At 55.0% G+C, this 24,828-nt stretch carries 21 protein-coding genes; 15 read left to right on the top strand and 6 right to left on the bottom strand.

The window, feature by feature from the left end; genetic code table 11:
- Window positions 1-33: 33 nt before the first annotated feature.
- The 3 genes from HEP82_RS05485 to metG form a co-directional block, all read right to left on the bottom strand.
- Window positions 34-1,107 carry a sugar ABC transporter substrate-binding protein gene (locus HEP82_RS05485; RefSeq protein WP_192457169.1) on the bottom strand — a complete coding sequence of 358 codons (1,074 nt, stop codon included), beginning with the start codon at window positions 1,105-1,107 and terminating at the stop codon, window positions 34-36.
- A gap of 241 nt (window positions 1,108-1,348) precedes the next feature.
- Complete coding sequence (locus tag HEP82_RS05480; RefSeq protein ID WP_192457168.1) at window positions 1,349-1,780, bottom strand: VirK family protein; 432 nt, start codon at window positions 1,778-1,780, stop codon at window positions 1,349-1,351.
- Window positions 1,781-2,053: 273 nt separating this feature from the next.
- Window positions 2,054-4,087: a methionine--tRNA ligase gene (metG, locus tag HEP82_RS05475; RefSeq protein ID WP_192457167.1), complete on the bottom strand. Its 2,034-nt coding sequence runs from the start codon at window positions 4,085-4,087 to the stop codon at window positions 2,054-2,056.
- A gap of 213 nt (window positions 4,088-4,300) precedes the next feature.
- Between metG and apbC the strand changes: the two genes are divergently transcribed.
- The 4 genes from apbC to asmA all read left to right on the top strand — a co-directional run bounded on the left by apbC (window position 4,301) and on the right by asmA (window position 8,781).
- The gene (apbC, locus tag HEP82_RS05470; protein ID WP_012764817.1) at window positions 4,301-5,410 is read left to right on the top strand and encodes an iron-sulfur cluster carrier protein ApbC; all 1,110 of its coding nucleotides are present in this window, start codon (window positions 4,301-4,303) and stop codon (window positions 5,408-5,410) included.
- A gap of 225 nt (window positions 5,411-5,635) precedes the next feature.
- Window positions 5,636-6,277 (top strand): uridine kinase, encoded by a 642-nt coding sequence (gene udk / locus HEP82_RS05465; RefSeq protein ID WP_012764818.1) that lies wholly within the window; start codon window positions 5,636-5,638, stop codon window positions 6,275-6,277.
- A gap of 83 nt (window positions 6,278-6,360) precedes the next feature.
- Window positions 6,361-6,942, top strand: coding sequence for a dCTP deaminase (gene dcd / locus HEP82_RS05460; protein WP_192457330.1), 582 nt, complete (start codon window positions 6,361-6,363; stop codon window positions 6,940-6,942).
- Window positions 6,943-6,975: 33 nt separating this feature from the next.
- Window positions 6,976-8,781 carry an outer membrane assembly protein AsmA gene (gene asmA, locus HEP82_RS05455; protein ID WP_192457166.1) on the top strand — a complete coding sequence of 602 codons (1,806 nt, stop codon included), beginning with the start codon at window positions 6,976-6,978 and terminating at the stop codon, window positions 8,779-8,781.
- A gap of 134 nt (window positions 8,782-8,915) precedes the next feature.
- Here the strand turns inward: asmA and HEP82_RS05450 are convergent, their stop codons facing one another.
- Complete coding sequence (locus HEP82_RS05450; protein WP_192457165.1) at window positions 8,916-10,505, bottom strand: TerC family protein; 1,590 nt, start codon at window positions 10,503-10,505, stop codon at window positions 8,916-8,918.
- A 210-nt stretch (window positions 10,506-10,715) separates the two neighbouring features.
- On the opposite strand from HEP82_RS05450, the gene HEP82_RS05445 reads away from it, so the two are divergent.
- From HEP82_RS05445 to HEP82_RS05420, 6 genes are all read left to right on the top strand, one after another.
- A complete protein-coding gene (locus HEP82_RS05445) occupies window positions 10,716-11,723 on the top strand; it encodes an NAD-dependent epimerase (protein ID WP_192457164.1) in 1,008 nt (335 codons plus the stop codon).
- A 110-nt stretch (window positions 11,724-11,833) separates the two neighbouring features.
- On the top strand, window positions 11,834-13,000 hold the full coding sequence (locus HEP82_RS05440; RefSeq protein WP_192457329.1) for a nucleotide sugar dehydrogenase: 1,167 nt from the start codon (window positions 11,834-11,836) through the stop codon (window positions 12,998-13,000).
- 81 nt (window positions 13,001-13,081) lie between these two features.
- Complete coding sequence (locus HEP82_RS05435; RefSeq protein ID WP_192457163.1) at window positions 13,082-13,978, top strand: sugar phosphate nucleotidyltransferase; 897 nt, start codon at window positions 13,082-13,084, stop codon at window positions 13,976-13,978.
- A gap of 257 nt (window positions 13,979-14,235) precedes the next feature.
- Complete coding sequence (gene gndA, locus HEP82_RS05430; protein ID WP_192457162.1) at window positions 14,236-15,642, top strand: NADP-dependent phosphogluconate dehydrogenase; 1,407 nt, start codon at window positions 14,236-14,238, stop codon at window positions 15,640-15,642.
- 219 nt (window positions 15,643-15,861) lie between these two features.
- A complete protein-coding gene (locus HEP82_RS05425) occupies window positions 15,862-16,029 on the top strand; it encodes a hypothetical protein (protein ID WP_192457161.1) in 168 nt (55 codons plus the stop codon).
- A 391-nt stretch (window positions 16,030-16,420) separates the two neighbouring features.
- Window positions 16,421-17,536, top strand: a complete 1,116-nt coding sequence (locus HEP82_RS05420) for a diguanylate cyclase (RefSeq protein WP_192457160.1) — start codon at window positions 16,421-16,423, stop codon at window positions 17,534-17,536.
- Here the strand turns inward: HEP82_RS05420 and HEP82_RS05415 are convergent.
- Window positions 17,499-18,413, bottom strand: coding sequence for a GntR family transcriptional regulator (locus HEP82_RS05415; protein ID WP_192457159.1), 915 nt, complete (start codon window positions 18,411-18,413; stop codon window positions 17,499-17,501). The two genes, HEP82_RS05420 and HEP82_RS05415, sit on opposite strands and share 38 nt — an antisense overlap.
- A gap of 219 nt (window positions 18,414-18,632) precedes the next feature.
- Between HEP82_RS05415 and HEP82_RS05410 the strand changes: the two genes are divergently transcribed.
- Window positions 18,633-19,103, top strand: a complete 471-nt coding sequence (locus HEP82_RS05410) for a hypothetical protein (RefSeq protein WP_192457158.1) — start codon at window positions 18,633-18,635, stop codon at window positions 19,101-19,103.
- Here HEP82_RS05410 and HEP82_RS05405 read toward each other — a convergent pair.
- Window positions 19,098-20,093, bottom strand: coding sequence for a VirK/YbjX family protein (locus HEP82_RS05405; RefSeq protein WP_192457157.1), 996 nt, complete (start codon window positions 20,091-20,093; stop codon window positions 19,098-19,100). The genes HEP82_RS05410 and HEP82_RS05405 overlap by 6 nt on opposite strands.
- Before the next feature lie 994 nt (window positions 20,094-21,087).
- Here HEP82_RS05405 and HEP82_RS05400 point away from each other — a divergent pair.
- Genes HEP82_RS05400 through HEP82_RS05385 form a run of 4 tightly spaced genes read left to right on the top strand, consistent with a single transcriptional unit; the run spans window position 21,088 to window position 24,698 of the window.
- Window positions 21,088-22,119, top strand: coding sequence for a hemin-degrading factor (locus HEP82_RS05400; protein WP_192457156.1), 1,032 nt, complete (start codon window positions 21,088-21,090; stop codon window positions 22,117-22,119).
- The gene (locus HEP82_RS05395) at window positions 22,116-22,928 is read left to right on the top strand and encodes a heme/hemin ABC transporter substrate-binding protein (RefSeq protein ID WP_192457155.1); all 813 of its coding nucleotides are present in this window, start codon (window positions 22,116-22,118) and stop codon (window positions 22,926-22,928) included. Before HEP82_RS05400 ends, HEP82_RS05395 begins: the two co-directional genes overlap by 4 nt.
- A gap of 14 nt (window positions 22,929-22,942) precedes the next feature.
- Entirely contained in the window at window positions 22,943-23,914 is a 972-nt protein-coding gene (locus HEP82_RS05390) for a FecCD family ABC transporter permease (RefSeq protein ID WP_192457154.1), read from the top strand.
- Window positions 23,907-24,698, top strand: coding sequence for a heme ABC transporter ATP-binding protein (locus HEP82_RS05385; protein ID WP_192457153.1), 792 nt, complete (start codon window positions 23,907-23,909; stop codon window positions 24,696-24,698). The genes HEP82_RS05390 and HEP82_RS05385 overlap by 8 nt, the downstream gene beginning before the upstream one ends.
- Window positions 24,699-24,828: the final 130 nt, after the last annotated feature.

The raw sequence follows: 24,828 nt of genomic DNA, 5'->3' as shown, positions 1-24,828 counted from the left end.
CCCCACATTGTTCCTGGTGATTGCGGCTGCGTGTTATTTCGCTTTAGCCGCCAGTGTAGCAAACCACGGGGCGACAAAATCATTGGTTTGACCCCAGCCGGGGATGATTTTCGCCAGACCGGCCACGTTCACCGGGCCCGGTTGGCTTAGCAGCAGCGCCTGGGGGATGGCGGCCGCACGGAATTCATAGCTGGCCGGCGTCGTTTCCCCGGCAATTTTGTTGGCGACCAGACGCAGGTTGACTTTGCCGATCAGTTTCGGGTCTACCGCTACGCTGACTTTCCACGGGCTGCCGGCTTCACGCATCAATTGCAGATCCTGATTGGAGATGTCGATGCTGTAGAGTTTGATTTCGGTGCGGCCGTTCTCTTTCAACGCCTTGTAAGCGCCTTGGCTGAACGCATCCCAGGCTCCCCAAATCGCATCGATCTTGCCTTTCGGGTATTTCGCCAGGATCGCGCCGACCTTGTTCGCGGTGTCGCCCTGTACATCGGAGGACACCGCGCCGATGGATTCCAGTTCTTTGATGCCCGGGTTGTCCTTCAGGATCCTCTGGTAAGCCACCTGACGACGTTCCATCGGTGGGAAGCCGGCTACCCATAATTTAACGATGTTGGCTTGGCCGTTGAAGTCCTTCACCAGTTGCCCCAGCGATTCGTTGGCCAACGAGGCATCGTCCTGCTGGGTGACGGTGACGCCTGCAATGGTGCGGTCGACCGCGGTGTCGAATACAGACACCTTGATGCCGCTGTCGACGATGCGTTGAATCAGATCGGTAGAGTACGGTGCGCGGCCTTGCGACAAAATAATGCCGTCGTATTTCTGACTGATGGCCTGATTGACGAAGTCCTGGAATTTGGCGTCATCGCCGTTGCTGAGGAAGGTACTGATCTTGAAGCCCAACGCTTTACCCTCTTCCAACACCCCGGAGATGAACTGCGTGGTGTTATCGTCGGAACCCAGATTACGGATGACGGCGATACGTACCGGCCCCTGATGGCCGGCGATGACGGCCGGCACCGGCGCTGCGGTAGCCGGCGTTTCGGCAGCCCATGAACTTAACGACGACAGGCTTAGGGCCAGCAGTGCGATGGGGAATTTCTTCATGATCAATCCTCGGTGTTGTGAAATCAGGTTTGCCCGTTTATGGATATCTTTATGTCTGGATGTCTATTTGAATAATGAGGAATCATAGCGGGTAACTGCGCAGTGTGGAAAGGGGACGGATTATGCCTTTTGGGCTTAGCTTATAACTTTTCGTTCAATGTGATAGATGGACTGGCGGCCTGCGGGAGGCGAGACGAAATAAATGCGCCCGACCTGGCCGGTTGGGCGCACAGGCTAAGACTTATTGCACGAAAAAGCCGATATCCTGACCGAGTTTGCATTGGTAACTCAGGGTGTTGCCACGCGGTTGCAGGCTGGGCAGGTTAAACATAAAGGTCGTGAAGCGGATGGTATTGTCCGGCAGCAACTGATACCGCATGAATTGCTGAATCGGCGTGCCATCGTTGGCAACGGTGAAATGTTCATCGCTGAATGACAGCGTACCGTTATCAATCAGACGATAGGCGCTGATCTGTAGCCCGCCGCGGGTTTTGCTGGCTGGGGTACCCTCTTGTGGTGTACAGGCGGACAAATCGATAGTGACATTCACACTGCGCCCTTGAGTCAGGGCAGTGATCACGGCATCGGTGCTTTTCAATGCGTTGGACGCCATCGCCGGCGCGGTGACGGTAAGCAGCGCTGCGCCTAGCAGCAACGGGGTCATACGGGACATTCGATATTCCTCCATGATCGATGATAGGTGTCGGATCATCACGCACAACGTGAAGGTGCAGGCCAACAGCGCACGCAGCTAAGTGCGTGGCGTGATAATCACGACGAGGTACTGTTTATCACGGCGGCGGTAGAAGTGCTATGCCGTTTATCCGAATACCGACATGGTCGGAGGTGTCAACCGGGGGCGGCGGGGCGGGCAGCGCTATCATGTGGGGCGGAGAAAAACGGGCCGAGGAATGCGGGCCGGACAGTACCGGCCCGATGTAATGCCTTATTTTACCTGCATGCCAGGCTGGGCACCGCTGTCGGGGCTCAGCAGGAAAATGTCTTTCCCGCCGGGGCCTGCCGCCATCACCATACCTTCGGATACACCGAAACGCATTTTGCGCGGCGCCAGATTGGCGACCATGATGGTCAGACGGCCGATCAGCGCCGCTGGATCCGGGTAGGCGGCGCGGATGCCGGAGAATACCTGGCGGGTTTCGCCGCCTAAATCCAGTGTCAGACGCAGCAGCTTGTCGGAGCCCTCCACCAGATCGGCGTTCTCGATACGCGCCACGCGCATATCGACTTTGTCGAAGTCGGCAAAGTCGATGGTGCCCTGAATCGGCGCGTCCGCTAACGGCCCGCTGACTGGCTTGGCCGCCGCCGCCGCGGCTTCTTCTTTCGAGGCGTCGACCATATTCTGCACTTGGGCGCTGTCGATGCGATTAAACAACGCCTTGAATGCGTTGACGGTATGGCCGTTGAGCGGTTGCGCCAGCGTATCCCAACGCAGTTCCGCGTTCAGGAAAGCTTCGGCGCGTGCGGCCAGTGCCGGCAACACCGGTTTCAGGTAGGTCATCAGTACGCGGAACAGGTGGATGCCCATAGAGCAGATGGATTGCAGGTCGGCATCGCGGCCTTCTTCTTTCGCCACCACCCACGGTGCCTGTTCGTCCACATACCGGTTGGCCAAATCGGCCAGCGCCATGATTTCACGGACAGCCTTGCCAGATTCACGGCTGTCATAGGCATCGGCGATGGTTTGCGCTGCCTCGATAAACGTCTGGTACAGCGCCGGGTCGGCGATGTTATCCGCCAGCTTGCCGGCAAAACGTTTGTTGATGAAGCCGGCGTTGCGCGAGGCCAGATTGACCACTTTGTTGACGATGTCTGCGTTGACGCGCTGGATGAAGTCTTCCAGATTGAGGTCGATGTCGTCGATACGGGACGACAGCTTGGCAGCGTAGTAGTAACGCAGGCAGTCGGCATCCAGGTGTTTCAGGTAGGTTTCCGCCTTGATAAAGGTGCCGCGGGATTTGGACATCTTGGCGCCGTTGACTGTGACGTAACCGTGCACGAACAGGTTGGTCGGTTTGCGGAAACCGCTGCCTTCCAGCATGGCCGGCCAGAACAGGCTGTGGAAGTAGACGATGTCTTTGCCGATGAAGTGGTAAAGATCGGTGGTGGAGTCCTTGTTCCAGAACTCGTCGAAATGGAGGTCGCCGCGTTTGTCGCACAGGTTTTTGAACGACCCCATGTAACCGATCGGCGCATCCAGCCAAACGTAGAAGTATTTGCCCGGCGCATCCGGCACTTCAAAGCCGAAATAGGGCGCGTCGCGTGAGATGTCCCACTGTTGCAGACCGGCGTCGAACCACTCTTGCATCTTGTTGGCGACCTGCTCTTGTAATGCGCCGGAGCGAGTCCAGCCTTGCAGCATGTCGCTGAAGGCCGGCAGGTCGAAGAAGAAGTGTTCGGAGTCGCGCATCACCGGCGTAGCACCGGAAACGGCGGATTTCGGGTCGATAAGTTCGGTGGGGCTGTAGGTCGCGCCGCACACCTCGCAGTTGTCGCCGTACTGATCCGGCGCTTTGCATTTCGGGCAGGTGCCTTTTACAAAGCGATCCGGTAGGAACATGCTTTTTTCCGGGTCGAACAACTGGGAAATCGTGCGGCTCTTGATAAAGCCATTTTCTTTCAGACGACAGTAAATCAGCCCGGACAGCTCGCGGTTTTCTTCGCTGTGCGTGGAGTGATAGTTGTCGAAACTGATATCGAAACCGGTAAAATCCCGCTGATGTTCCTGACTCACCTGTTCAATCATCTGCTCCGGCGCCAGCCCCATCTGCTGAGCTTTCAGCATGATCGGCGTGCCGTGTGCGTCGTCCGCACAGATGAAGTGAACCTGGTTGCCGCGCATTCGCTGGTAACGGACCCAGATATCCGCCTGAATGTGTTCGAGCATGTGGCCAAGGTGAATCGGACCGTTAGCGTAAGGCAGCGCGCACGTTACCAAAATTTTTCTTGCGACTTGAGTCATAGTGGGGAACTTGCATGTTGTTGGGTGAATAAGAAGGAGTGCTGATGTTACCCCATCGCGCCTTGGGGCGTAAACCTTGGTGCTCCCCCTGGTCAATAAAAGCATGTTTGTCGGTGCGGGCACGGTTTTTGCTCTCAGGTACACCGGTTGTGTGGCGTTCTGTTATGCTATGGCGGCATTGACGACATTATTATTCAACTTCAAGGAGCCGGGATGAACGAGAAACTCCCTGCGCAAAACCCCGATGCATTGCGCGCCATCGTGAATGGCGTCCTGTCTACATTTAAGCACCCGACGCTGAAAAACAATCTGACCGCCCTCAACGCGCTGCACCATTGCGCATTGCTGGACGGCGTTCTGCATATTGAATTGACCATGCCGTTTGTCTGGCTGGGCGGGCTGACGGTGTTGAAAGACACCGTGAGTGAAGAGTTGCTGCGCCTGACCGGCGCGCGTGAAGTCGAGTGGCGTCTGACCCACAATATCGCCACACTGCGGCGCGCCAATGACCAGCCCGGCGTGAAGGGCGTTAAAAACATTATTGCCGTCAGCTCCGGCAAAGGCGGCGTCGGTAAATCCAGTACGGCGGTGAATCTGGCGCTGGCGCTGGCCGCGGAAGGCGCCAGCGTGGGAATTCTGGATGCCGATATCTACGGGCCGTCCATTCCCACCATGCTGGGCGCGGCCAGCGAGCGGCCCACCTCGCCGGATGGGCAGCATATGGCGCCGATCGTGGCGCACGGCCTGGCGACCAACTCGATCGGCTATCTGGTGACTGACGATAACGCCATGGTGTGGCGCGGGCCGATGGCCAGCAAAGCGTTGCTGCAGCTATTGCAAGATACGTTGTGGCCCGAATTGGATTACCTGGTGCTGGATATGCCGCCGGGCACCGGCGACATTCAACTGACGCTGGCGCAAAACGTGCCGGTCACGGGTGCGGTGGTCGTCACTACGCCGCAGGACATCGCGCTGGTGGATGCGATGAAGGGCATCGTCATGTTTGAAAAGGTCAAGGTGCCGGTGCTGGGCATCGTGGAGAACATGAGCGTGCATATCTGCAGCAACTGCGGTCATCTGGAGCCGATTTTCGGTACCGGTGGCGCGCAGAAATTGGCGGAAAAATACCATTGCGCTTTGCTGGGGCAACTGCCGTTGCATATCTCGCTGCGTGAGGATCTCGACCGCGGCGAGCCGACGGTCGTCAGTAAGCCGGAGAGTGAGTTTACCTCGCTATATCGCGAACTGGCGGGGCAGGTGGCCGCTCAGCTTTACTGGCAGGGCGAAGTCATTCCCACTGAAATTGCTTTCCGGGCGGTTTGACGCTGACGCTCAGACGACGCCGGCAACCGCCGGCGTTATTGATTTCGGCACCTCTGCCGGACAGAACGGTGTTTCGACGTTTTCCCAGACTTTACCTCCGTGATTCCGCGTAATGCTGGCGCGTTGTGTGGTAACTCCCTATAATTGCCGCGTTCAGCCCCTCGGTGTTGAAGCCCGGGCGCTTCCCTCCTTAATTCTTTATTTGTTAATCAGGTCGTTATCGTCATGACTGATAAGTCTCGCCAGTGTGTCATTATCGGGATTGCCGGCGCTTCCGCGTCCGGAAAAAGCCTTATTGCCAGTACCCTCTATCGCGAGCTGCGTGATCAGGTGGGCGACGAGCATATCGGCGTTATTCCGGAAGACAGTTATTACAAAGATCAATCCCATCTGACCATGAGCGAACGGGTCAAAACCAACTACGACCACCCTAATGCCATGGATCACAGCCTGCTGCTGCAACATTTACAGCGCCTTAAGGCCGGCGAACCTATCGCGCTGCCGCAGTACAGTTACGTTGAACACACGCGCCTGACGGAGACGGTGCATTTGGCGCCGAAGAAAGTGATTATTCTGGAAGGCATTCTGCTACTGACTGACGCCCGTCTGCGCGAAGAGCTGAATTTCTCGATCTTTGTCGATACACCGCTGGATATTTGTCTGATGCGCCGTATGCGCCGTGATGTGAATGAACGTGGCCGTTCAATGGATTCCGTTATGGAGCAGTATCAGAAAACCGTGCGGCCGATGTTTTTGCAGTTCATCGAACCGTCAAAACAGTATGCGGATATTATCGTGCCGCGCGGGGGCAAGAACCGTATCGCGATTGATATTCTGAAGGCGAAAATCAGCCAATTCTTTGAATAATCTGTTGTGCGGGTGCGCCGGCATGGCATTTACCCGCCTGCTGTGGCAGTTTTATCACCTGCCGAAATCGAAGGGAAAAGATGATGAGACTGTGTGACCGTGACATAGAAAAGTGGCTGGATGAAGGTCTCCTGGCGATAACCCCCCGCCCACCCGCGGAGCGGATTAACGGTGCGACCGTGGATGTGCGTTTGGGCAACCAGTTTCGGGTGTTTCGTGGGCATACCGCGCCGTTCATCGATCTGAGCGGCCCGAAAGACGAAGTCAGCGCCGCGCTTGACCGTGTGATGAGCGATGAAATCAATCTGCCGGAAGGTGAAGCCTTTTTCCTGCATCCCGGCGAACTGGCGCTGGCGGTGACGCTGGAGTCGGTAACGTTGCCGGACAATCTGGTCGGCTGGCTGGATGGGCGTTCTTCGCTGGCGCGGTTGGGGTTGATGGTGCACGTTACTGCGCATCGTATCGATCCGGGCTGGCAGGGGTGCATTGTGCTGGAGTTCTATAATTCAGGCAAACTGCCGCTGGCGCTGCGTCCGGGCATGATGATCGGCGCGTTGAGTTTCGAACCTTTGTCCGGCTCGGCGGCTCGTCCCTATAACCGTCGCGAGGACGCCAAATATCGCGATCAGCAGGGCGCGGTAGCCAGCCGGATAGATAAAGACTAGCCGGCGTCGGTTCGCGTCGATGATGAGGATGGCATGAGAAGATTATTTACCGCCCTGATTATTTTGCTGGTGGTGCTGGCGGCGGGGATGTCCGCCTTGGTGTTGCTGATAAACCCGAATGATTTTCGGGATTATATGGTGCGTCAGGTGGAAGCGAGAACCGGATACCGGCTGACGCTGTCGGGCGAGCTGCGTTGGCACGTCTGGCCGCAACTGAGCATCCTATCTGGCGGTATGTCGCTGAGTGCGCCGGGCGCTGCCGCGCCGGTCGTCAGCGCGGAGAATATGCGGCTGGATGTGAAGCTGTGGCCGCTGCTGTCGCACCAGCTGGAAATCAGGCAGGTCATGCTCAAAGACGCCGTGGTGCGGTTGACGACGGAGAGCGAAGCCCGAAAGGCCGCGTCGGTGCCGATCGCGCCGGCGGGTTCGCCCGAACCGGAAACCGACAGCCGCTGGCATTTTGATCTTGGCCGCGTTGAGGTTGTCGACAGCCTGCTGGTGTTTCAGCGTGGCGATTCGCCCCCCATCAATGTGCGGGATATCAATCTGACGATGGAGAGCGTCGGGCTGCGTCAGGTACAAATGGCATTTTCCAGCCGTATTAATCGCGATCAGCGAGAGCTCTCTTTCGCGATGAAAGCACGGCTTGATATGCAGGCTTACCCGCAGCAAGTGGCGATGAATATCGAGTCGTTGGATTATCAGTTGCAGGGGGCTGGCGTCCCGCCGGAAGGGATCCGCGGTCAGGGTTCGATGCAGGTGAATTATCAGCGTCAGCCGGAAAGCGTGACGATCGGGGCATTTTCTCTGACGGCCAACAACAGTGCATTAGTGGGCTCTGCCAGCGCGGTGTTGGGGGCGGTTCCAGATTATCAGTTGACGTTGAAGTCGGAGCGACTCGATGTCGATACGCTGCTGGGGTTGACCCAGAAAGCGGGCGCGGATGGGGACGTCGGCAAGGTCGACAAGACGACGGCGGCGCCGGTCATTTCCCGTGAGCAGACCACCGAATCTGATCAGGCGTTGCGGGATTTCCGCGCCCGGGTAGCGGTGGCGGCGGATAAACTGATCTATCGCGGCGTCACTGTCGATCAGTTCAACCTGCAAGGCGACAATCAGCGCGGCAAGCTTGACGTGAGTGATTTTAGTGGCCGGTTGGGTGATGGGCGCTTCTCGTTGCCGGCAACGCTGGAGATAGGCAGAGTACCGGCTATCATCGTCTCGCCGCTGTTGCAGAATATTGAGGTGTCGCAGGTGCTGCATATCCTGGGGCTGCCGGATAGCCTGAGCGGTCGTCTCAGTCTGCAAGGGAGTGTAAGCGGTGATACGTTGTCGCTGGCGGCATTGATTTCTCAATGGCGGGGTAAAGGGTCGGTACAGATTGAGCAGTTGAGGTTGCCGGTGCTGAATATCCAACAACTGATTCAGCAGGCTGTTGCGCGTAATAATGTCGGGGTGCAGGGACAGGATAGCTATTCCCGTTTCACCGAAATCCGGCGTATCGGTGCGCAGGCGGTATTAAACCGTGGTCAATTGCAGTTGCAGGATGTGTCCGGCGAGTCCGACATTTTAGCGTTGACGGGGTCTGGTCAATTTGATTTGCCGGCTCAGCAGTGCGATATCAATCTGGATGTCAAGGTGATGAAGGGATGGGCCGGCGATGAGCAAATGGTGCAAATGCTACAGGATACGGCGATCCCTTTCCGTTTATACGGTGATATCAGCAATTTGAATTACCAGCTCCAGGTGGATCAACTGGTGCGCAAGCGCTTACAGGATGAGTTGAAAAAACGTCTGGGCGAGTGGTCCGAGCGGGTTCAACAGCCTTCTAAAGGCTAGGCCGCATCCGTCTACTGGCGTGTGAGTACCCGGTCTGGCGTGGCGGGCCGGGCTTGGCGCTCATCGGCGCCCGCAACGGGTAATACTGCGGGCGCTTTGCCACCGCCACCTTCGGAACGCTGCCGACGAGCGTTTCAAACTTCGTAGTCGGGTAGTGACTCGTTACGGGGAACGATCAGCACCTTGACGATACGATGGCTTTCCACCGTCAGCACCCTGAACAGGGTGCCTTCGATGTGTATCTCGTCACCCTCCTGAGGGATCTTCTGCGCATATTCCATCAGCAAACCCGCCAGCGTGTGGTATTCGCGCTTTTCATCCAAGTTCAGCGGCACGTACATCTGCAAGTCCTCGACCGGCAGGTAGCCGTTAGCCGTCAGTGAGCCGTCATCGTTTTCCTGTATATCGTGGCGGGCGTCCAGCCCTTCGCCTTCCAGCGGCAGATTGCCGGCAATGGTTTCCATCACGTCGCTTAGGGTGACGATACCTTCCACCGAGCCAAATTCGTCGGCGACGAAAGCAAAGTGGGTATGCGCTTCGCGAAACTGCTCCAACGCGGCCAGTAACGACAATTGTTCGGGAAACACCAGGGGCTGGCGGATCAGCGCGCGCAGATCCAGCGCCTGCTGCTGTAATTGTTGGCGCAACAAGTCGATGACGTGCACGATGCCCAACGGCTCGTTGGATTGACTGCCGTCCACGATGACCAGACGGGTATGCTGGTTTTTTTCCATCAACATCGGAAAATGTTCGGGAAGCGTATGAATATCAATGTGTTCGATGTCATGACGAATGGTCATGATACTGCTGACGGAGCGCTGCGACATGCCAAGTACGCGCTCGATCATGCGCTGTTCCTGCTGATTGAAAACCTGCTGGTTTACGGCGCCGCTGTTTTCGGCCGTTTTGTCGGATGCCGGTTTGTCCAGTTCCTGGTCTTCAGGTTCGCCGCGCAACAGTCGCAGTACAGCTTCAGCCGTGCGCTGACGCAATGGCATGGCTGAAGACAGAAAACGGCGACGGTTGAACTGGGCGACCTGGTTAAGCATCTCGATCATCACCGAGAAGCCAATGGCGGCATACAGGTAGCCTTTGGGTATCGGGTAGCCAAACGCATCAGCCACCAGACTGAAGCCGATCATCAGCAAGAAACTCAGACACAGAATAACGATGGTGGGATGCGCGTTGACGAAGCGCGTCAACGGTTTACTGGCCAGCAACATCAGGCTGATGGCGATAGTGACGGCGGCCATCATCACCAGCAGGTGTTCGGTCATACCTACGGCGGTGATGACCGAATCGAGCGAAAAAATAGCGTCCAGCACCACAATTTGTGCGACGACTGGCCAGAAGCGTGCGCCTTTGCGGTTGGTCTGTTGGTTTTGGTCTTTGCCTTCCAACCGTTCGTTAAGTTCGGTTGTGGCTTTGAACAGTAAAAATAGCCCTCCTATCAACATGATGAGATCGCGGGCGCTGAAAGCGTTGTGGTATACGCTGAAAATCGGCTGCGTCAACGATGACAGCCAGGCGATGGATGAAAGCAGGACAAAACGCATCAGCAATGCCAGCAGCAGGCCGACGACGCGGGCGCGATCACGCGATTTTTCCGGGAGCTTCTCTGCAAGAATGGCGATAAAAACCAGATTATCGATGCCCAACACCAGTTCCAGCACGACGAGGGTTGCCAGACCAGCCCAGATTGTTGGATCGGCGATCCATTCCATATGGCAGTTTTACCTTTTTGTATACCCTAATATCCGCATAGCGTATCAGGTGATACGGATATCAACCAAGCGTGTTGCGAGACTGTCTCGCTGCCTAACCCATTATGTACCGTCGTCTGCGTGATGCGGTGTTTTCGCCTGTTGTGGATTCTGAATTGAGACGACGGATGCTATTATCTGCGCCATCCGTTTGACTGTAAGAGTTTTCGCATGAAATTTCTTGTTACTGGAGCAGCCGGTTTTATCGGCTTTCATTTGTGTCAGTCATTGTCCGATGCGGGCCATGACGTAGTGGGGATTGATAGCCTCAATAGTTATTATGATGTTTCGCTCAAGGAAGCGCGGCTGGCTATCCTGAGAGAATTGCCCGGGTTCCGCTTCGAACGTATGGATATTGCGGATAGTCCGGCGGTGGCGGCGCTATTCGCGGCGGAGCGATTCGATCGCGTCGTGCATCTGGCGGCTCAGGCCGGGGTGCGTTATTCGCTGGAAAACCCGATGGTGTACGCCGAGAGTAATGTCATCGGGCATCTGAACATTCTGGAAGGGTGTCGCCACAGCGGCGTCGGCCATCTGGTCTATGCCTCCTCCAGTTCGGTATACGGTTTGAATAGCAAAACGCCATTTTCCACCGGAGATAGCGTCGATCACCCGATTTCATTGTATGCCGCCACCAAAAAATCCAATGAATTGATGGCGCACGCATATTCTCATCTGTATGGCATTCCCACGACCGGGTTACGTTTCTTCACGGTTTATGGGCCGTGGGGGCGCCCGGATATGGCGCTGTTCAAATTTACCCGCGCTATCCTGGCTGGCGAAAGTATCGATATCTACAATCACGGCGACATGTGGCGTGATTTCACCTACGTCACCGATATTGTCGATGGGGTTATCAGCGTCGCGGATTTGATCCCGCAGCGCGATCCCTCCTGGACGGTGGAGCAGGGAACCCCCGCCACCAGTTCTGCACCATACCGCATTTATAATATCGGCAACGGCCAACCAGTGAAGCTGATGGACTTTGTGACTGCGTTGGAGCGGGAATTGGGTATCGAAACCATCAAGAATTTCATGCCGATGCAAGCTGGCGATGTTTACCAGACTTACGCGGATACCGACGATCTGTTCGCCGTAACCGGCTATCGCCCGAGAGTTGGCGTGGAGCAGGGGGTTCGGGCGTTTGTCGAATGGTATCGCGAGTATTATCACGCCTGATAACATGCAGGCGGAAGAGAGCGGCAGCATCAGGGAATGTGCGTTTTTCCTCTCGCTGTAGCTCGTGTGATGCGTACCTTGAGTACCACATAGGATGATGTAACCCGATGATGAAAATTGCGATTGCAGGTACCGGCTATGTTGGTTTGTCCAACGCTATCCTGCTGGCTCAACATAATGAAGTGGTGGCGGTGGATATCGTCGCCGAGAAAGTAGAGATGCTTAATCAAGGTATCTCACCGATCGTGGACAAGGAAATTGAAGCTTATCTTCGTAAGCCAGAACTGAATTTTCGAGCCACGACTGATGCGGAATCGGCTTACCAGGGCGCTGATTTCGTTATTATCGCCACACCCACCGATTACGATCCGAAGAGCAACTATTTCAATACCGGTTCGGTGGAATCGGTTATTCGTACCGTGCTGGCGGTCAATCCGGATGCGGTGATGGTGATTAAATCCACCATCCCGGTGGGGTATATCCAGCAGGTTCGTGAGTTATTCGGCATTGATAATATTATCTTTTCGCCGGAGTTTCTGCGGGAAGGCCGTGCACTGTACGACAACCTCTACCCTTCCCGTATTGTGGTGGGCGAGCGTTCGTCGCGGGCGGAAAAATTCGCCGGGCTGTTGGTTCAAGGGGCGATTAAGACGGATATTCCTGTGTTGTTCACCGACCCAACGGAAGCGGAAGCCATCAAACTGTTTGCCAACACCTATCTGGCAATGCGCGTCGCGTATTTCAACGAATTGGACACCTATGCGCAGACGCTGGGGCTGGACAGTAAACAGATCATTGAAGGCGTCGGGTTGGATCCGCGCATCGGTCAGCATTACAACAACCCATCGTTTGGTTATGGCGGTTATTGTTTGCCGAAAGACACTAAACAACTGTTGGCGAACTATGAGTCTGTGCCGAATAACCTGATCCGAGCGATTGTCGATGCCAATACTACGCGCAAGGATTTTATTGCGGATTCGGTGATTCGGCGCAACCCTAAAGTGGTCGGCATCTACCGTCTGGTAATGAAAAGCGGTTCAGACAACTTCCGCGCCTCCGCTATCCAGGGGGTTATGAAACGCATCAAGGCGAAAGGGATTGATGTGGTGATCTATGAACCGTCGCTGAAAGAAGATGAATTCTTCCGCTCGCGCGTTATTCGCGATCTGGACACGTTCAAACAGATGTCCGATGTGATTCTTTCCAACCGCATGGCGACAGAATTATCTGATGTTGCAGAAAAAGTTTATACCCGCGATCTCTTTGGTTCTGATTAGGTGTAAGGTACGGTACTTATCGGGTGGGGGGTCTTGCCCATCACTGCAACAGCTAGCTGCATGCTTTTGAGAGACTATTAAATGACAACATTAAAAGCGATTATCCCCGTTGCTGGTTTGGGGATGAATTTATTGCCGGTCACTAAAGCAATTCCGAAAGAAATGCTGCCGTTAGTGGATCGACCGGTTATTGAAAAGATCGTCAACGAGTGCGCCAACGCCGGTATCAAAGAAATCGTGTTGGTGACTCATGCCTCCAAAAATGCTATCGAAAACCATTTTGATACCTCCTTTGAGCTGGAATCCCTGCTGGAAGAGCGTGCTAAACGCCAATTGCTGGCGGAAGTGAAATCGATTTGTCCCCCTGGCGTCACTATCATGAATGTTCGACAGGGACAAACGTTGGGGCTGGGGCATGCGGTTTCCTGTGCGCGGCCGATCGTTGGCGATGCTCCGTTTGTGGTGGTGTTGCCGGACGTCGTGATGGATGAGTATTCCGCTGATCAGTCAAAAGATAATCTGGCCCAGCTGATTTCACGTTTTGAAGAGACTGGCCACAGCCAGGTACTGGTCAAACACCGGCCATATGAAGTGCTGCCGGAGTATTCCATCATTGAATGTCAGTCTCCGCTAACCCAGGAAGGTGACGCATCCGCGATTGTTTCCATGATTGAAAAACCAGAACTGGCCCCGGTTGAAGGGTCTGATCTGTCTGCGGTAGGGCGTTATGTGCTGACGGCGGAAGCCTGGCCGATTCTGGAAAAAATCCTGCCGGGAGCATGGGGGCGAATTCAACTTACCGATGCTATCGCCGAGCTGATCAAAACTCAGCAGGTGGATGCGGTGCAGATGGCTGGACGCAGTTTCAACTGCGGCAGAAAGATGGGCTATGTTCAGGCGTTTGTTTCGTATGGCCTGCGTAATGCCGAGCTGGGTGCAGACTTTAAAGCCAATATCAAACAGTTGTTGGCAAAATAAGCGCTCGCCTTCGTTCTGAGCGAGTGCGGCTGGCGCGTCAATCCGTTTTGAAGCGAGGCTCCCGGGAGTCCTCGCTTTTTTTATGGACTCTGCCCGACAAATCGCCTGGGTGGGGGTATTCCACAAGGCGGCCCCGGCGTCACGGTACCAATCACTACCCTCCCGGCGAGAGCTAGGGTACCATGTCACCCTGATTTTTATTGTCTGCGGCGAAAGCGGATCGCAGATAGATTACCCTTCAGACAGGAGTTGCTTGAATGTCCAAACAGCAAATTGGCGTTGTCGGTATGGCGGTGATGGGGCGCAATCTGGCCCTGAATATTGAAAGCCGCGGTTATACCGTTTCTGTTTTCAACCGTTCCACCGACAAGACGGATGAAGTTATTGCAGAGAATCCGGGCAAGAAGCTGGTTCCTTGCTATACCGTTGAGGAATTTGTTGAATCTCTGGAAAAACCGCGCCGCATCCTGCTGATGGTCAAAGCAGGTGAAGCGACCGATAAAACTATCGAGTCGTTGAAACCGTATCTGGAAAAAGGCGACATCCTGATTGACGGCGGCAATACCTTTTACAAGGATACTATTCGCCGTAATCGCGAGCTGTCTGCGGAAGGCTTCAATTTTATCGGTACTGGCGTTTCCGGTGGTGAAGAGGGGGCGCTGAAAGGCCCTTCTATCATGCCGGGCGGGCAGAAAGAAGCTTATGAACTGGTCGCTCCGATTCTGGAAAAAATTGCCGCGCGCGCCGATGGTGAACCCTGTGTCACCTACATTGGCGCCGACGGTGCCGGCCATTATGTAAAAATGGTACACAACGGTATTGAATACGGTGATATGCAGTTGATCGCAGAAGCCTATTCTTTGCTGAAACAGGCGTTGGGGCTCAGCAATGTGCAATTGGCCGATACTTTTTCTGAATGGAATAAAGGCGAACTTAGTAGCTATTTGATTGAAATTACAGCAGATATCTTTACTAAGAAAGACGAAGACGGTAATTACCTGGTCGATGTAATTCTGGATGAAGCCGCCAACAAGGGGACGGGTAAATGGACTAGCCAGAGTTCGCTGGATCTGGGCGAACCGCTGTCGCTGATTACTGAATCGGTATTTGCGCGCTATCTGTCGTCGCTGAAATCGCAGCGTGTCGCTGCCTCCAGCGTGCTGAGTGGCCCGGCGGCGCAAGCTTTTGCGGGCGATAAGGCCGAGTTTGTTGAGAAAGTCCGCCGTGCGCTGTATCTGGGCAAAATTGTGTCTTATGCCCAGGGGTTTTCACAGTTAAAAGCGGCTTCCGATGAAAACAATTGGGATCTGAACTACGGCGAAATCGCTAAGATTTTCCGGGCGGGCTGCATCATTCGTGCTCAATTCCTGCAAAAAATCACTGATGCCTACAATGAGAACGCGGCTATCGCCAACCTGCTGTTGGCGCCGTATTTTCGCCGAATTGCCGATGAGTATCAGCAGGCGCTGCGCGACGTGGTCGCCTATGCCGTTCAGCAGGGGATCCCTACCCCGACCTTCTCGGCAGCCATTGCCTATTACGACAGCTACCGCTCCGCCGTGTTGCCTGCCAACCTGATTCAGGCGCAGCGTGACTACTTCGGGGCGCACACATACAAACGTATCGACAAGGAAGGCGTATTCCATACCGAATGGCTGGAATAAATCGCCTGTTGCATTTCTGATTGCCCTATCGCAAAGCCGGATAGTTATTGCTATCCGGCTTTTTTACGGCCGAAGTGTAAAGATAGCGATCGTTTTCTGGAAATATTAAGTAATTAATATAACTTGCTGTAAATAATAAGCTTTTTAAGAATAATGGTCTTGTTGCCGCCCAGTAGGGTTCTTATGATCCAGCCAAACAGTAGTCAAATGAGGTTCATAATGAAACAAGTAGTAAGGGTGGCGGGTTTACTGGCGTTGATAGCCTCTCTCAGCGGATGTCTTTTCCCGCCAATCTGGGGGCCGGGTGGCGGCCCTGGTGGAGGTGGCGGTGGTCATGGCGGGCCGGGCGGATTCCACTATCAACATTTTGATGACGGCCGTCATTGATATTTTGCAACCGCCCGCAATTTATGCGGGCGGAATACCGCGGTTATCATCCTCATACTTCACGTTACATACCTGGCCTATCCCGGGCTCTCGCTCTTGCGGGGCTGTCGTACGCTGTGTTCACATCGGCTATCGGCAGATTTGTTGCTTACCCTCATCACTGACGGGCGCGAGCTCGTCGGCTCACTTGTTGCCTTCTTGCAATGCGATCCCCGGCACACGCGATAAATAACCTACTTTTTAACGAGGTGAGCCATTACCGGCGGCATTTCTGCATGCCGACGCATGTTTTTGTCATAAAAAATATCCCTCTCTATCGCTTTATATTGTCGGAATTTCGGCAATAATAACCGGCCATTTTTGACCGTAAGGTCGCTACAAGGAGTATGGAATGACGTTGTCATTCTCCATTACTTACGCAGAGTCTGAACGTCGCCGAACGGGGCTGGCATTTGCCCGGCGTGTATATATGCCTCGGGCGATTGGACTGGGTCTGGGATTCTTTTATGTAGCAGCTGCGCTGTATGGCCGACAGTTGCCCGTCTGGGCCTGGGGTCTGTTGGTCGCCCATGGTTTCCTCTGGCCTCACATCGCTTACCAGGTGTCATCCCGCGCCAGAGACCCGATGCGCAGGGAGTATGGCAACCTGCTGATAGATGCTGCATTTGGCGGGATCTGGATTGGTGTCATGGGGTTGAATGGTCTGCCTTCGGTACTGATTATGTCGATGATGGGGATGAATAATATCGCTGCGGGCGGTCTGAAGCTTTTCTTGCAAGGACTGGGGGTTCAGGCGCTTTGTGTCGCGGTGTTCTTGTTGCTGATACAGAGCCCCATCAACACCGCCACCACGACGATACAACTCTATTTTTGCCTACCCATGTTGTTTATTTATCCTATTTCCGTCGGGTTAGTTACTTATCGTACAGCGATGAAATTAGCCGAACACAAACGGCGGCTTAAAGAGATGAGTATCCATGATGGCATGACCCGCCTTTACAATCGCCAGCATTGGGAGCAACTACTGCAGAACGAATTCGACATCTGTGCCCGTTATCAGCGTGTGGCAACGCTGGCATTGCTGGATGTCGATCACTTCAAAACCATCAATGATAATTTCGGCCACCATGTCGGGGACGATGCGTTGCTTTTGCTGAGCAACGGTCTGAAATCGACGTTGCGACAGGCGGATATCATCGGGCGCTTCGGCGGTGATGAGTTCGGCATTGTGTTTCCGGAAACCCGGGTGGATGAGGCGAGGTTGGTGGTCGAGCGCCTGCGAGAGTACCTGGAAAGTGCGCAGTTGCATCATACGCCCTTGTTGCACATCGGCATCAGTGCCGGTTTGGTGCAGTTTAGCGCGGAGATGTCCGATCACCGGGCCTGGATGAGAGCGGCGGATATGGCGCTTTATCAGGCTAAAAATCGCGGCCGGGGATGCTCGGTGTGCGTCGACAGTCTGTCTGCCGCTATGGCGTCTGATGAGCGACAAACAGTTCCGCAATAACTTTTTGCCGCCGCGCTTTTTCCAGATGAACCCGCATAAAGTCGGCCGCGCTTAGCCTGTCGCCGCGCTCCAGGTAGTGAACGATTTGCAGATGTTCCTGCGCATGGTGTTTGCGCTGCGGGCGAAATTTTTCCTGCCGGTATTCCACCAACCCGACGAGTTTTCGCAGCCGCGTCAGGTGTCTGACGGTTTGCAACAGAAAGCGATTGCCTGAACATTGCGCCAACAGTTCGTGGAAACCCGCGTTGGTTTCGAACATTTCGAGCGGCGTCATCGTCAGATACCCTTCTTCGGCCAGATATTCCTGTTGTTGACGGCAGGCGGCCAACTGCTGTGGTTCAATGTGAAATGAGGCGGTTAACAGCGCTGCCGGTTCAATGATAGTCCGCAGGGCGAAGCTTTCTTCATACGCTTCCACCGAGTCGATAACCGGCAGCGAGCGCCATCCTTGCCCGGCCAGGTGTTCCAACCATCCTTCCTGCTGACAACGCAGTAAGGCTTTGTGCAGCGTCGGCCGCTTCACATCCCATTGCAACAGCAGTTCCGTTTCTGAAAACTGTTCCGGCAACTGACGGGTGACGCGCCACTCGACCAGTTGCAGATAAAGCGGGTCTTCCGCCTGATCCAGCAACTCGGTCAGCAAATCTCTCAATTCTTCCGCGTGCTGCGCCAGAAAAAAACCACGATTGCGATCGTAGATGACCACGCCTTTTTCCATCAGGTATTGCATCACCTGCTTGACTGGGGTGCGGGATGTTCCCAGCGCTTGCGCCAGTACGGATTCGGCCAGGTGATGCCCTACCGCCAGTTTTTCTCGACGGATATGGGTGATGAGCGCACGCACAATGCGTGCCTGTAGCGGAGTAAGAGTCATCATTGTGTCTGCCAGCATCAGGGATACGTCATTATACCTGCGTAATCGGGTATGACCGATTTATCTATCAATATAAAACAATGCCCATGTACGTGGTGTGGCGGTAATTTATCTTTTTTTTCATCGTATTAATTTTTATTCATGATTTTCTGATTGCCTGTTATTGCACTTTTTTAATATAAAGTGCAATAAAGAAAATTCGATAAACCGTTAGGAAATGTCATGCGTTGTACTGCACCGTCAGAAGTCTTTGGTCTGGTGACGGGTTATCCTGTTGATTTTATTTTTATTCCAGGTATGGGGCGCTTCCCGGTCACTTTCGTTGGCGGTCAGCCGCCTTTGGCACTGATTGCGCAATCTTCGCTGGCGGCTGGCGCCGCCGGAAGCGATCGATTGATGGCCTATGAAACCGTGCGCATTTTTGCGGCAGCGGCGGTGGCACCGTACCTGGGGGAAGCCGCCGGACAGCTGCGGCTGGTGGTGATGACTGGCGAACAACACGGCTCTGGACGCACGGCGTTTGGCGTGGTATTTCGCGGATGCTGGCTGACTACGCTTTCGGACTCGGTGCTGTCCGCCATCCGGAGCGCGGCGATCCAACCTGATACGGTGGCTTACGACTGTGTTCCGGACGGTTCGCTGACCGCCGCCGATTATCTGTTCCTGCAGGAAATGTCGTCAGACTGGTTATAACGATACCGGTAACGCTTCCTGTGTCGATGCGCCCGTGTCGAACGTCGGTGCCGGTGTGAACGGGGTGATGTCTTTGCTGTAAGGGTTCAGGTTGCGTATCCGGTTCTGAATGTCATCCAGCAGCTGATAGCGGCGTTGATACTCCGAACGCTTACGGCTGGGTAAGTCTGCCATATTCTTTCTCGGGATTGCTGCTGGGATGCGGTATAGCTGCTGCGGCATTTCAACCGCGCTCACGGCGGCCCAGAAGTCACTGTAGCTGGCAAACAGCACTTTCTTTTTGCGGAAATAGTAGCGTAGGTTCTGATAGACATGGCTACCATCGCCGACGGCGAGGATCGTATTAATCTTCAGCGTTTCCGCTAGCGTCAGTAAACATTCCAGCAGCAGACGCTTGGGAAACAGACCGAAGCTGGCCTTGGTCGCCTCTTTGGTGCGTTCCCGCGTATCGTCGTGTCCTTTTCCCTGCAGCCCGCCGATCATGATTGCGTGCCCGTTTTGATGGGGAATCACCGTGAATGACAACGACGCGAGGATGACACCATTAAAGCGGATGCGTAGTGTCGTTTCGCCCTCTTTGTCATAACGGGAAATGCTGCACAGTAGCGAGAATATCTCGTCGTTTTTGCCGGAAAAACGAGTCAAACAGTGGTCTCCCATGGTGAGAAATGCCTGTTTTAGAAAGGGATTGCCGATGGTATCGATAAACCGGTAATGATGCCCGATGGCGTCAACGCGATCGGTCGCACACATACCCGCATGTAAATACGGGCGATGTATTTTGGTCGGCAGCATAGGCCTGGCTTTGACCGCAGTGCGCATTGCCGGGATAGTCAAAATATTTTGCAGATGTCGCCGGGTAGTCAATGGCAATGTTGCCGAGCGCAACAGGAATTTGGTTTTAATATCATTTTTGTGCCAGATTTTTTCTGATAGAAAATGACCCGTGACAAGCTGGCAGAAAAGCGCCAGCGGCGATGTAGTGCTCATTATAATTTCCTGAATATTCGGTATTGCAAGTCGAAAAATATTTGGCGATGTATCGAGTCAGGAAATTATAATGAGAAAAAAGAGTCACAAAATCGTTGTGTGAACATGGTTGAGTGTTGGTTGAGGGAAAGCGAAAATAAAAATAAGAATATAAATTCGTTTCGGGTTTATTTAAAAATCATTTTTTATTTAAGGATATAATAATGAGATTTTGTTATTTTTTCAGCCATCCTGGCGGTTATTCAAAACCGTTTAATCTATCGGCATTCTCCCTAAAATTGTATGACATTAAACCCGCGATTTATCTCTGCGCCGTCTGGTAAAAAACCTGTTGCCGTCGAATGTGCGGACTCGCAGCATCACCGCGTGAGACTCATCATACTTAACCTGGCTTTGAAGATTTGTTGTGTTGTCTTGTTCAGTGCGTCGGCTGATGGTCTGGTAATCCGAATGATTGAGGTAGGTCGCCGCTATGTTTCGTCGCTGACGATAACGTCTTCATGACTTTTTTATTTCCTGTCGCCTCAACAGTAGGCGCATGACTCATATTTAAAGCGCGATCGTTGAGGAGGATAACGAAAAGAGGTTTCACTGACGGATGATATTGTGCGATTAATTTTATAGCTGTTGATAAAATGTGCTTTTTATGGTTTTTAATCGATGATTAATATATTGAGTTATATTTATTTTAGCGATCGGAAATGAATTAATCTGCATGATTTTATTCTTGTATCTTATTTCAAAGCGTTATTTTTTTCCTGCTTAGTGGTTCTCAGTGCTGGAATATTCATTATCGACGGGAGGGTGTACCAGGCTGGCTTCCATTCACCCAGTACAGTGATATAGCCATAGTTATATTGTGAGAATTATGTAAATCAGCTGTTGTTAATAATCTTGTTTTTAATTTTTGTTTAATGATAATAATTATTATTAACAACTAGGCGAATCTTGTTTCACCCTGCCAGCGGATGGCGCGTTTGATGGAGTTTCTCACATGCATCACGATTACACCCACTATCAACAACTTAAAGCCGCGCATCCACGTAAATATGCTCGCGATTTAGCGCATATGATGGGCGGACGTGAGGCGGAACTGGCGTTTTTGCGCGTCGGTTATGACGCTTGCCGTCTGTCTGGCGGCGCCGGCGCGTTGCTGGCCGCGCTGGAAACCGTGGGGGAAACCAAATCGATAACCCGCAATGAATATGCCGTGCATGAACAAGTTGGTTATTACCGTAATCAGCGGTTTGGCGAACATGCCGGGCTGGTGTTGAACCCGCGCGGACTAGACCTGCGCTGGTTTCCACAGCAGTGGGGCAGCATTTTCGCGCTGACGGAAAATACAGCGCGCGGCGACCGCCACAGCATTCAGTTCTTTGATCTGCACGGTGATGCGGTGCTGAAAGTGTATGCCACGGCGCAGACGGATATGGCCGCCTGGCAGTCGGTGGTGGCGCGATTTACGTGGGTGGATAACCCGCCGTTATCGTTGTCGCCGATGGCTCCTGAGTTGGATACCGCGCCGACGGACGTCGCATTACTGGAGCGGGAATGGCGGGCGATGACTGACGTTCATGAATTTTTCCCGTTGCTTAAACGCCACCATGTTACGCGCCGGCAGGCGTTTCGGGCGGTGAGCGACGACCTGGCCTGTCGGGTGGATAACCGTGCGTTGGCTCGCGTGCTGGCGGCAGCGCAGCAGGACGGAAATGAAATCATGATTTTTGTCGGCAATCGGGGCTGCATACAGATTTTCACCGGTGTGATTGAGCAAGTGACGCCGATGGAGAGTTGGCTCAACGTGTTCAACCGCGACTTCACCCTGCATCTACTGGAAAGCGCCATTGCCGAAAGCTGGGTCACGCGCAAGCCCACCCAAGACGGCGTAGTGACCAGCCTGGAATTGTTCGCCGCCGATGGTACGCCGGTCGCCCAGCTGTTCGGGCAGCGCACGGAGGGTGAGCCGGAACAGACGCGCTGGCGTGAACAGATCACGGCGCAACTGGCGGTAGGGGAAACGGCATGAAACGTTTTTTGCTGATGTTATTGCTGTTGCCTGGTTCGCTGCTGGCTGCGGAACGCATTGTCGCCATCGGCGGCGATGTCACCCAGATCGTGTTTGCATTGGGTGCGGGCGGGCAAGTGGTCGCCCGCGATAGTACCAGCCTGCATCCGGAGTCCGTGAAAACCTTGCCGGATGTGGGGTATATGCGCCAGCTGAATGCGGAGGGCATCTTATCGATGAAGCCCACGCTGGTACTGGTTAGCGCGTTGGTCCAGCCATCGACGGCGCTGGAACAGGTTGCCGGACGCGGCGTGCGCGTCGTCACCGTGCCCGCGCCGCAGAGCTTATCCGGCATCAATACCAAGATTACGACCATTGCCGAGGCGCTGGGCATGGTGGCTAAAGGCCGCGATCTGACGCAGCAGCTTGATGCACAGCTGGCGGCGCTGCCTTCCCAAGCGTTGCCGACGCGAGTGCTGTTTGTACTTAGCCATAACGGCATGTCGGCAATGGCTGCCGGGCAGGGAACCGCAGCCGACGCGGCGATTCGCGCCGCCGGGTTGCAAAACGCCATGCAGGACGTCAAGCGCTACCAGCCGCTGTCGCAGGAAGGCGTGGTCGCCAGTCAACCTGACTGGGTCGTGGTGACAACGGACGGTATGCGTTCGCTGGGCGGCGGTGATATCTGGGCACTGCCGGGATTGGCGATGACACCGGCGGGACGGCAACACCGTGTGGTAGTGGTGGACGATATGGCGATGCTGGGTTTCAGTCTGGACACACCCGCAGAGCTGCTGCGCCTGCGTCAAACGGTGGAAGCCGGACAGTGAGAATCAGGCCGGGGATGATGCTGTCTTTGCTGGCCGGCGCGCTGGTGTTGCTGGCGCTGGGGGCGGCGGGCAGCGGAGCGATGAAACTCTCGCCGACGTTGCTGTTAACCAGCCCGCTGGACAGTCTGTCGTGGCAGGTGTGGCTGCATATCCGTTTGCCGCGCGTAGTGCTGGCGTTACTGGTGGGCATGGCGCTGGCGTTGTCCGGCGCCGCTATGCAGGGGGTGTTTCGTAACCCGCTGGCGGATCCGGGGCTGCTGGGGGTCAGCAGCGGCGCGGCGCTCGGCGTAGCGTTGGCCATTCTGTTTCCTGTGGCGCTGCCTGTGCTGATGGCGCTTTATCTGCCGCTGTTGGCGGCGTTTATCGGCAGCCTGTTGGTCATGTTGCTGCTGTTCGTGCTCAGTGTGTCGGGAACACGTTCGCTGGCACAGTTGCTGTTGGTGGGGATCGCCATCAACGCCGTCTGCACCGCGTTTACCGGCGTGCTTGCCTGGCTGAGTAATGATCAGCAACTGCGGCAATTGTCGCTGTGGGGCATGGGAAGTCTGGGGCAGGCGCAGTGGCCGACGGTGATCGCGGTGGCGTCGCTGGTGGTGCCGGTCTGTGCGTGGCTGCACCGGCTGGCGCAACCGCTCAATCTGTTGCAATTGGGGGAAGAAGAAGCGCACTACCTTGGCGTGGATGTGCGTCGCACCCGGCGTCGGATCGTCATCCTGGGCGCATTGCTGGTGGCGGCGGCGGTATCGGTGAGCGGCATTATCGGTTTTGTCGGGCTGGTGACGCCGCATCTGATGCGTATCACATTGGGTGTGGATCATCGTTGGCTGTTACCCGGTTCTGCGTTGGGCGGCGCATGCTTGCTGCTGTTGGCGGATACGCTGGCGCGTACTCTGGCGACACCGGCGGAAATGCCGGTCGGGTTGTTGACCAGCTTGGTCGGCGGCCCCTGGTTTTTATGGCTGATACTGAGGCGGCGCCATGGCTGAGATCGCTACGGGCACGCTGATCGCCAGCCATCTCGGCTACCAACTGGCCGAGCGTGTTCTGATTGATGATGTGTCCCTGACGCTGACGCCGGGCGAACTGGTGGCGCTGATCGGGCCGAACGGCGCCGGCAAATCGACGTTGCTGCGGTTGCTGACCGGCTATTTCACACCTCAACGGGGTGACTGTCGGTTGTTGAACCGCCGGTTATCCGATTGGCCTCCCGGCCTGCTGGCGCGACAACGGGCGGTGATGCGTCAGGAAAATACGCTGACGGCGCCGTTTTCCGTCGCCGAGGTGGTGGCGATGGGGCGCTCGCCCTGGTCGTCCCGGCCGGATCCGCGCTCGCTTGACGCGGTGCTTGACCTGACGGATTGCGCGCATCTGCGTAACCGCATCTATCCGCAACTGTCCGGCGGCGAGCAGCAGCGGGTGCGTCTGGCGCAGGCGTTGGCGCAGTTGTGGCACGACGATGGGCCGCGCGGGTGGTTGTTTCTGGATGAGCCGACCTCGGCGCTGGATCTCTATCACCAGCAGCAATTGCTGCGCCTGCTCAGATCGCTGACGGCACCGGGCCGGCTGGCGGTGTGCTGCGTGTTGCACGATCTGAATCTGGCATCCCTGTGGGCTGACCGCGTGCTGGTGCTATGCCATGGGCGCAAGGCGGCGGAAGGCGCGCCGGCCGAGGTGCTGGATGCGGCGTCTATCGCACGCTGGTATCAGGCGGATGTTCTGGTTGGCCAGCATGCCGAAGCGGCGGTGCCGCAGATTGTATTGCGTCGCTGATGATGGCGACGTGTTCAAGGATGAACCTTGGTCTGCTTTGGCAGACGAACCATAACAATAGACCTGAAAGAGAAATACCGATCGGCTGCCAGGCCCGTGCGTCTTGGGTATCGCGGCAGGGTGGTCGGGG

It is taken from the genome of Musicola keenii (genome assembly GCF_014855505.1).
Lineage (GTDB): Bacteria > Pseudomonadota > Gammaproteobacteria > Enterobacterales > Enterobacteriaceae > Musicola > Musicola paradisiaca.
Note: the sequence above shows the minus strand (reverse complement) of the source record. Positions and strands in the feature narration are given on the sequence as shown.

What these genes read in the sequence shown, in the direction of transcription:
- HEP82_RS05425 (WP_192457161.1), top strand. Translation starts at nt 15,862, where the DNA reads ATGAAACAAGTAGTAAGGGTGGCGGGTTTACTGGCGTTGATAGCCTCT.
- asmA (WP_192457166.1), top strand. Translation starts at nt 6,976, where the DNA reads ATGAGAAGATTATTTACCGCCCTGATTATTTTGCTGGTGGTGCTGGCG.
- HEP82_RS05410 (WP_192457158.1), top strand. Translation starts at nt 18,633, where the DNA reads ATGCGTTGTACTGCACCGTCAGAAGTCTTTGGTCTGGTGACGGGTTAT.
- gndA (WP_192457162.1), top strand. Translation starts at nt 14,236, where the DNA reads ATGTCCAAACAGCAAATTGGCGTTGTCGGTATGGCGGTGATGGGGCGC.
- HEP82_RS05440 (WP_192457329.1), top strand. Translation starts at nt 11,834, where the DNA reads ATGAAAATTGCGATTGCAGGTACCGGCTATGTTGGTTTGTCCAACGCT.
- HEP82_RS05485 (WP_192457169.1), bottom strand. Translation starts at nt 1,107, where the DNA reads ATGAAGAAATTCCCCATCGCACTGCTGGCCCTAAGCCTGTCGTCGTTA.
- HEP82_RS05405 (WP_192457157.1), bottom strand. Translation starts at nt 20,093, where the DNA reads ATGAGCACTACATCGCCGCTGGCGCTTTTCTGCCAGCTTGTCACGGGT.
- apbC (WP_012764817.1), top strand. Translation starts at nt 4,301, where the DNA reads ATGAACGAGAAACTCCCTGCGCAAAACCCCGATGCATTGCGCGCCATC.
- HEP82_RS05385 (WP_192457153.1), top strand. Translation starts at nt 23,907, where the DNA reads ATGGCTGAGATCGCTACGGGCACGCTGATCGCCAGCCATCTCGGCTAC.
- udk (WP_012764818.1), top strand. Translation starts at nt 5,636, where the DNA reads ATGACTGATAAGTCTCGCCAGTGTGTCATTATCGGGATTGCCGGCGCT.
- metG (WP_192457167.1), bottom strand. Translation starts at nt 4,087, where the DNA reads ATGACTCAAGTCGCAAGAAAAATTTTGGTAACGTGCGCGCTGCCTTAC.
- HEP82_RS05480 (WP_192457168.1), bottom strand. Translation starts at nt 1,780, where the DNA reads ATGTCCCGTATGACCCCGTTGCTGCTAGGCGCAGCGCTGCTTACCGTC.
- HEP82_RS05400 (WP_192457156.1), top strand. Translation starts at nt 21,088, where the DNA reads ATGCATCACGATTACACCCACTATCAACAACTTAAAGCCGCGCATCCA.
- HEP82_RS05435 (WP_192457163.1), top strand. Translation starts at nt 13,082, where the DNA reads ATGACAACATTAAAAGCGATTATCCCCGTTGCTGGTTTGGGGATGAAT.
- HEP82_RS05445 (WP_192457164.1), top strand. Translation starts at nt 10,716, where the DNA reads ATGAAATTTCTTGTTACTGGAGCAGCCGGTTTTATCGGCTTTCATTTG.
- HEP82_RS05450 (WP_192457165.1), bottom strand. Translation starts at nt 10,505, where the DNA reads ATGGAATGGATCGCCGATCCAACAATCTGGGCTGGTCTGGCAACCCTC.
- HEP82_RS05420 (WP_192457160.1), top strand. Translation starts at nt 16,421, where the DNA reads ATGACGTTGTCATTCTCCATTACTTACGCAGAGTCTGAACGTCGCCGA.
- HEP82_RS05390 (WP_192457154.1), top strand. Translation starts at nt 22,943, where the DNA reads ATGATGCTGTCTTTGCTGGCCGGCGCGCTGGTGTTGCTGGCGCTGGGG.
- HEP82_RS05415 (WP_192457159.1), bottom strand. Translation starts at nt 18,413, where the DNA reads ATGATGACTCTTACTCCGCTACAGGCACGCATTGTGCGTGCGCTCATC.
- dcd (WP_192457330.1), top strand. Translation starts at nt 6,361, where the DNA reads ATGAGACTGTGTGACCGTGACATAGAAAAGTGGCTGGATGAAGGTCTC.
- HEP82_RS05395 (WP_192457155.1), top strand. Translation starts at nt 22,116, where the DNA reads ATGAAACGTTTTTTGCTGATGTTATTGCTGTTGCCTGGTTCGCTGCTG.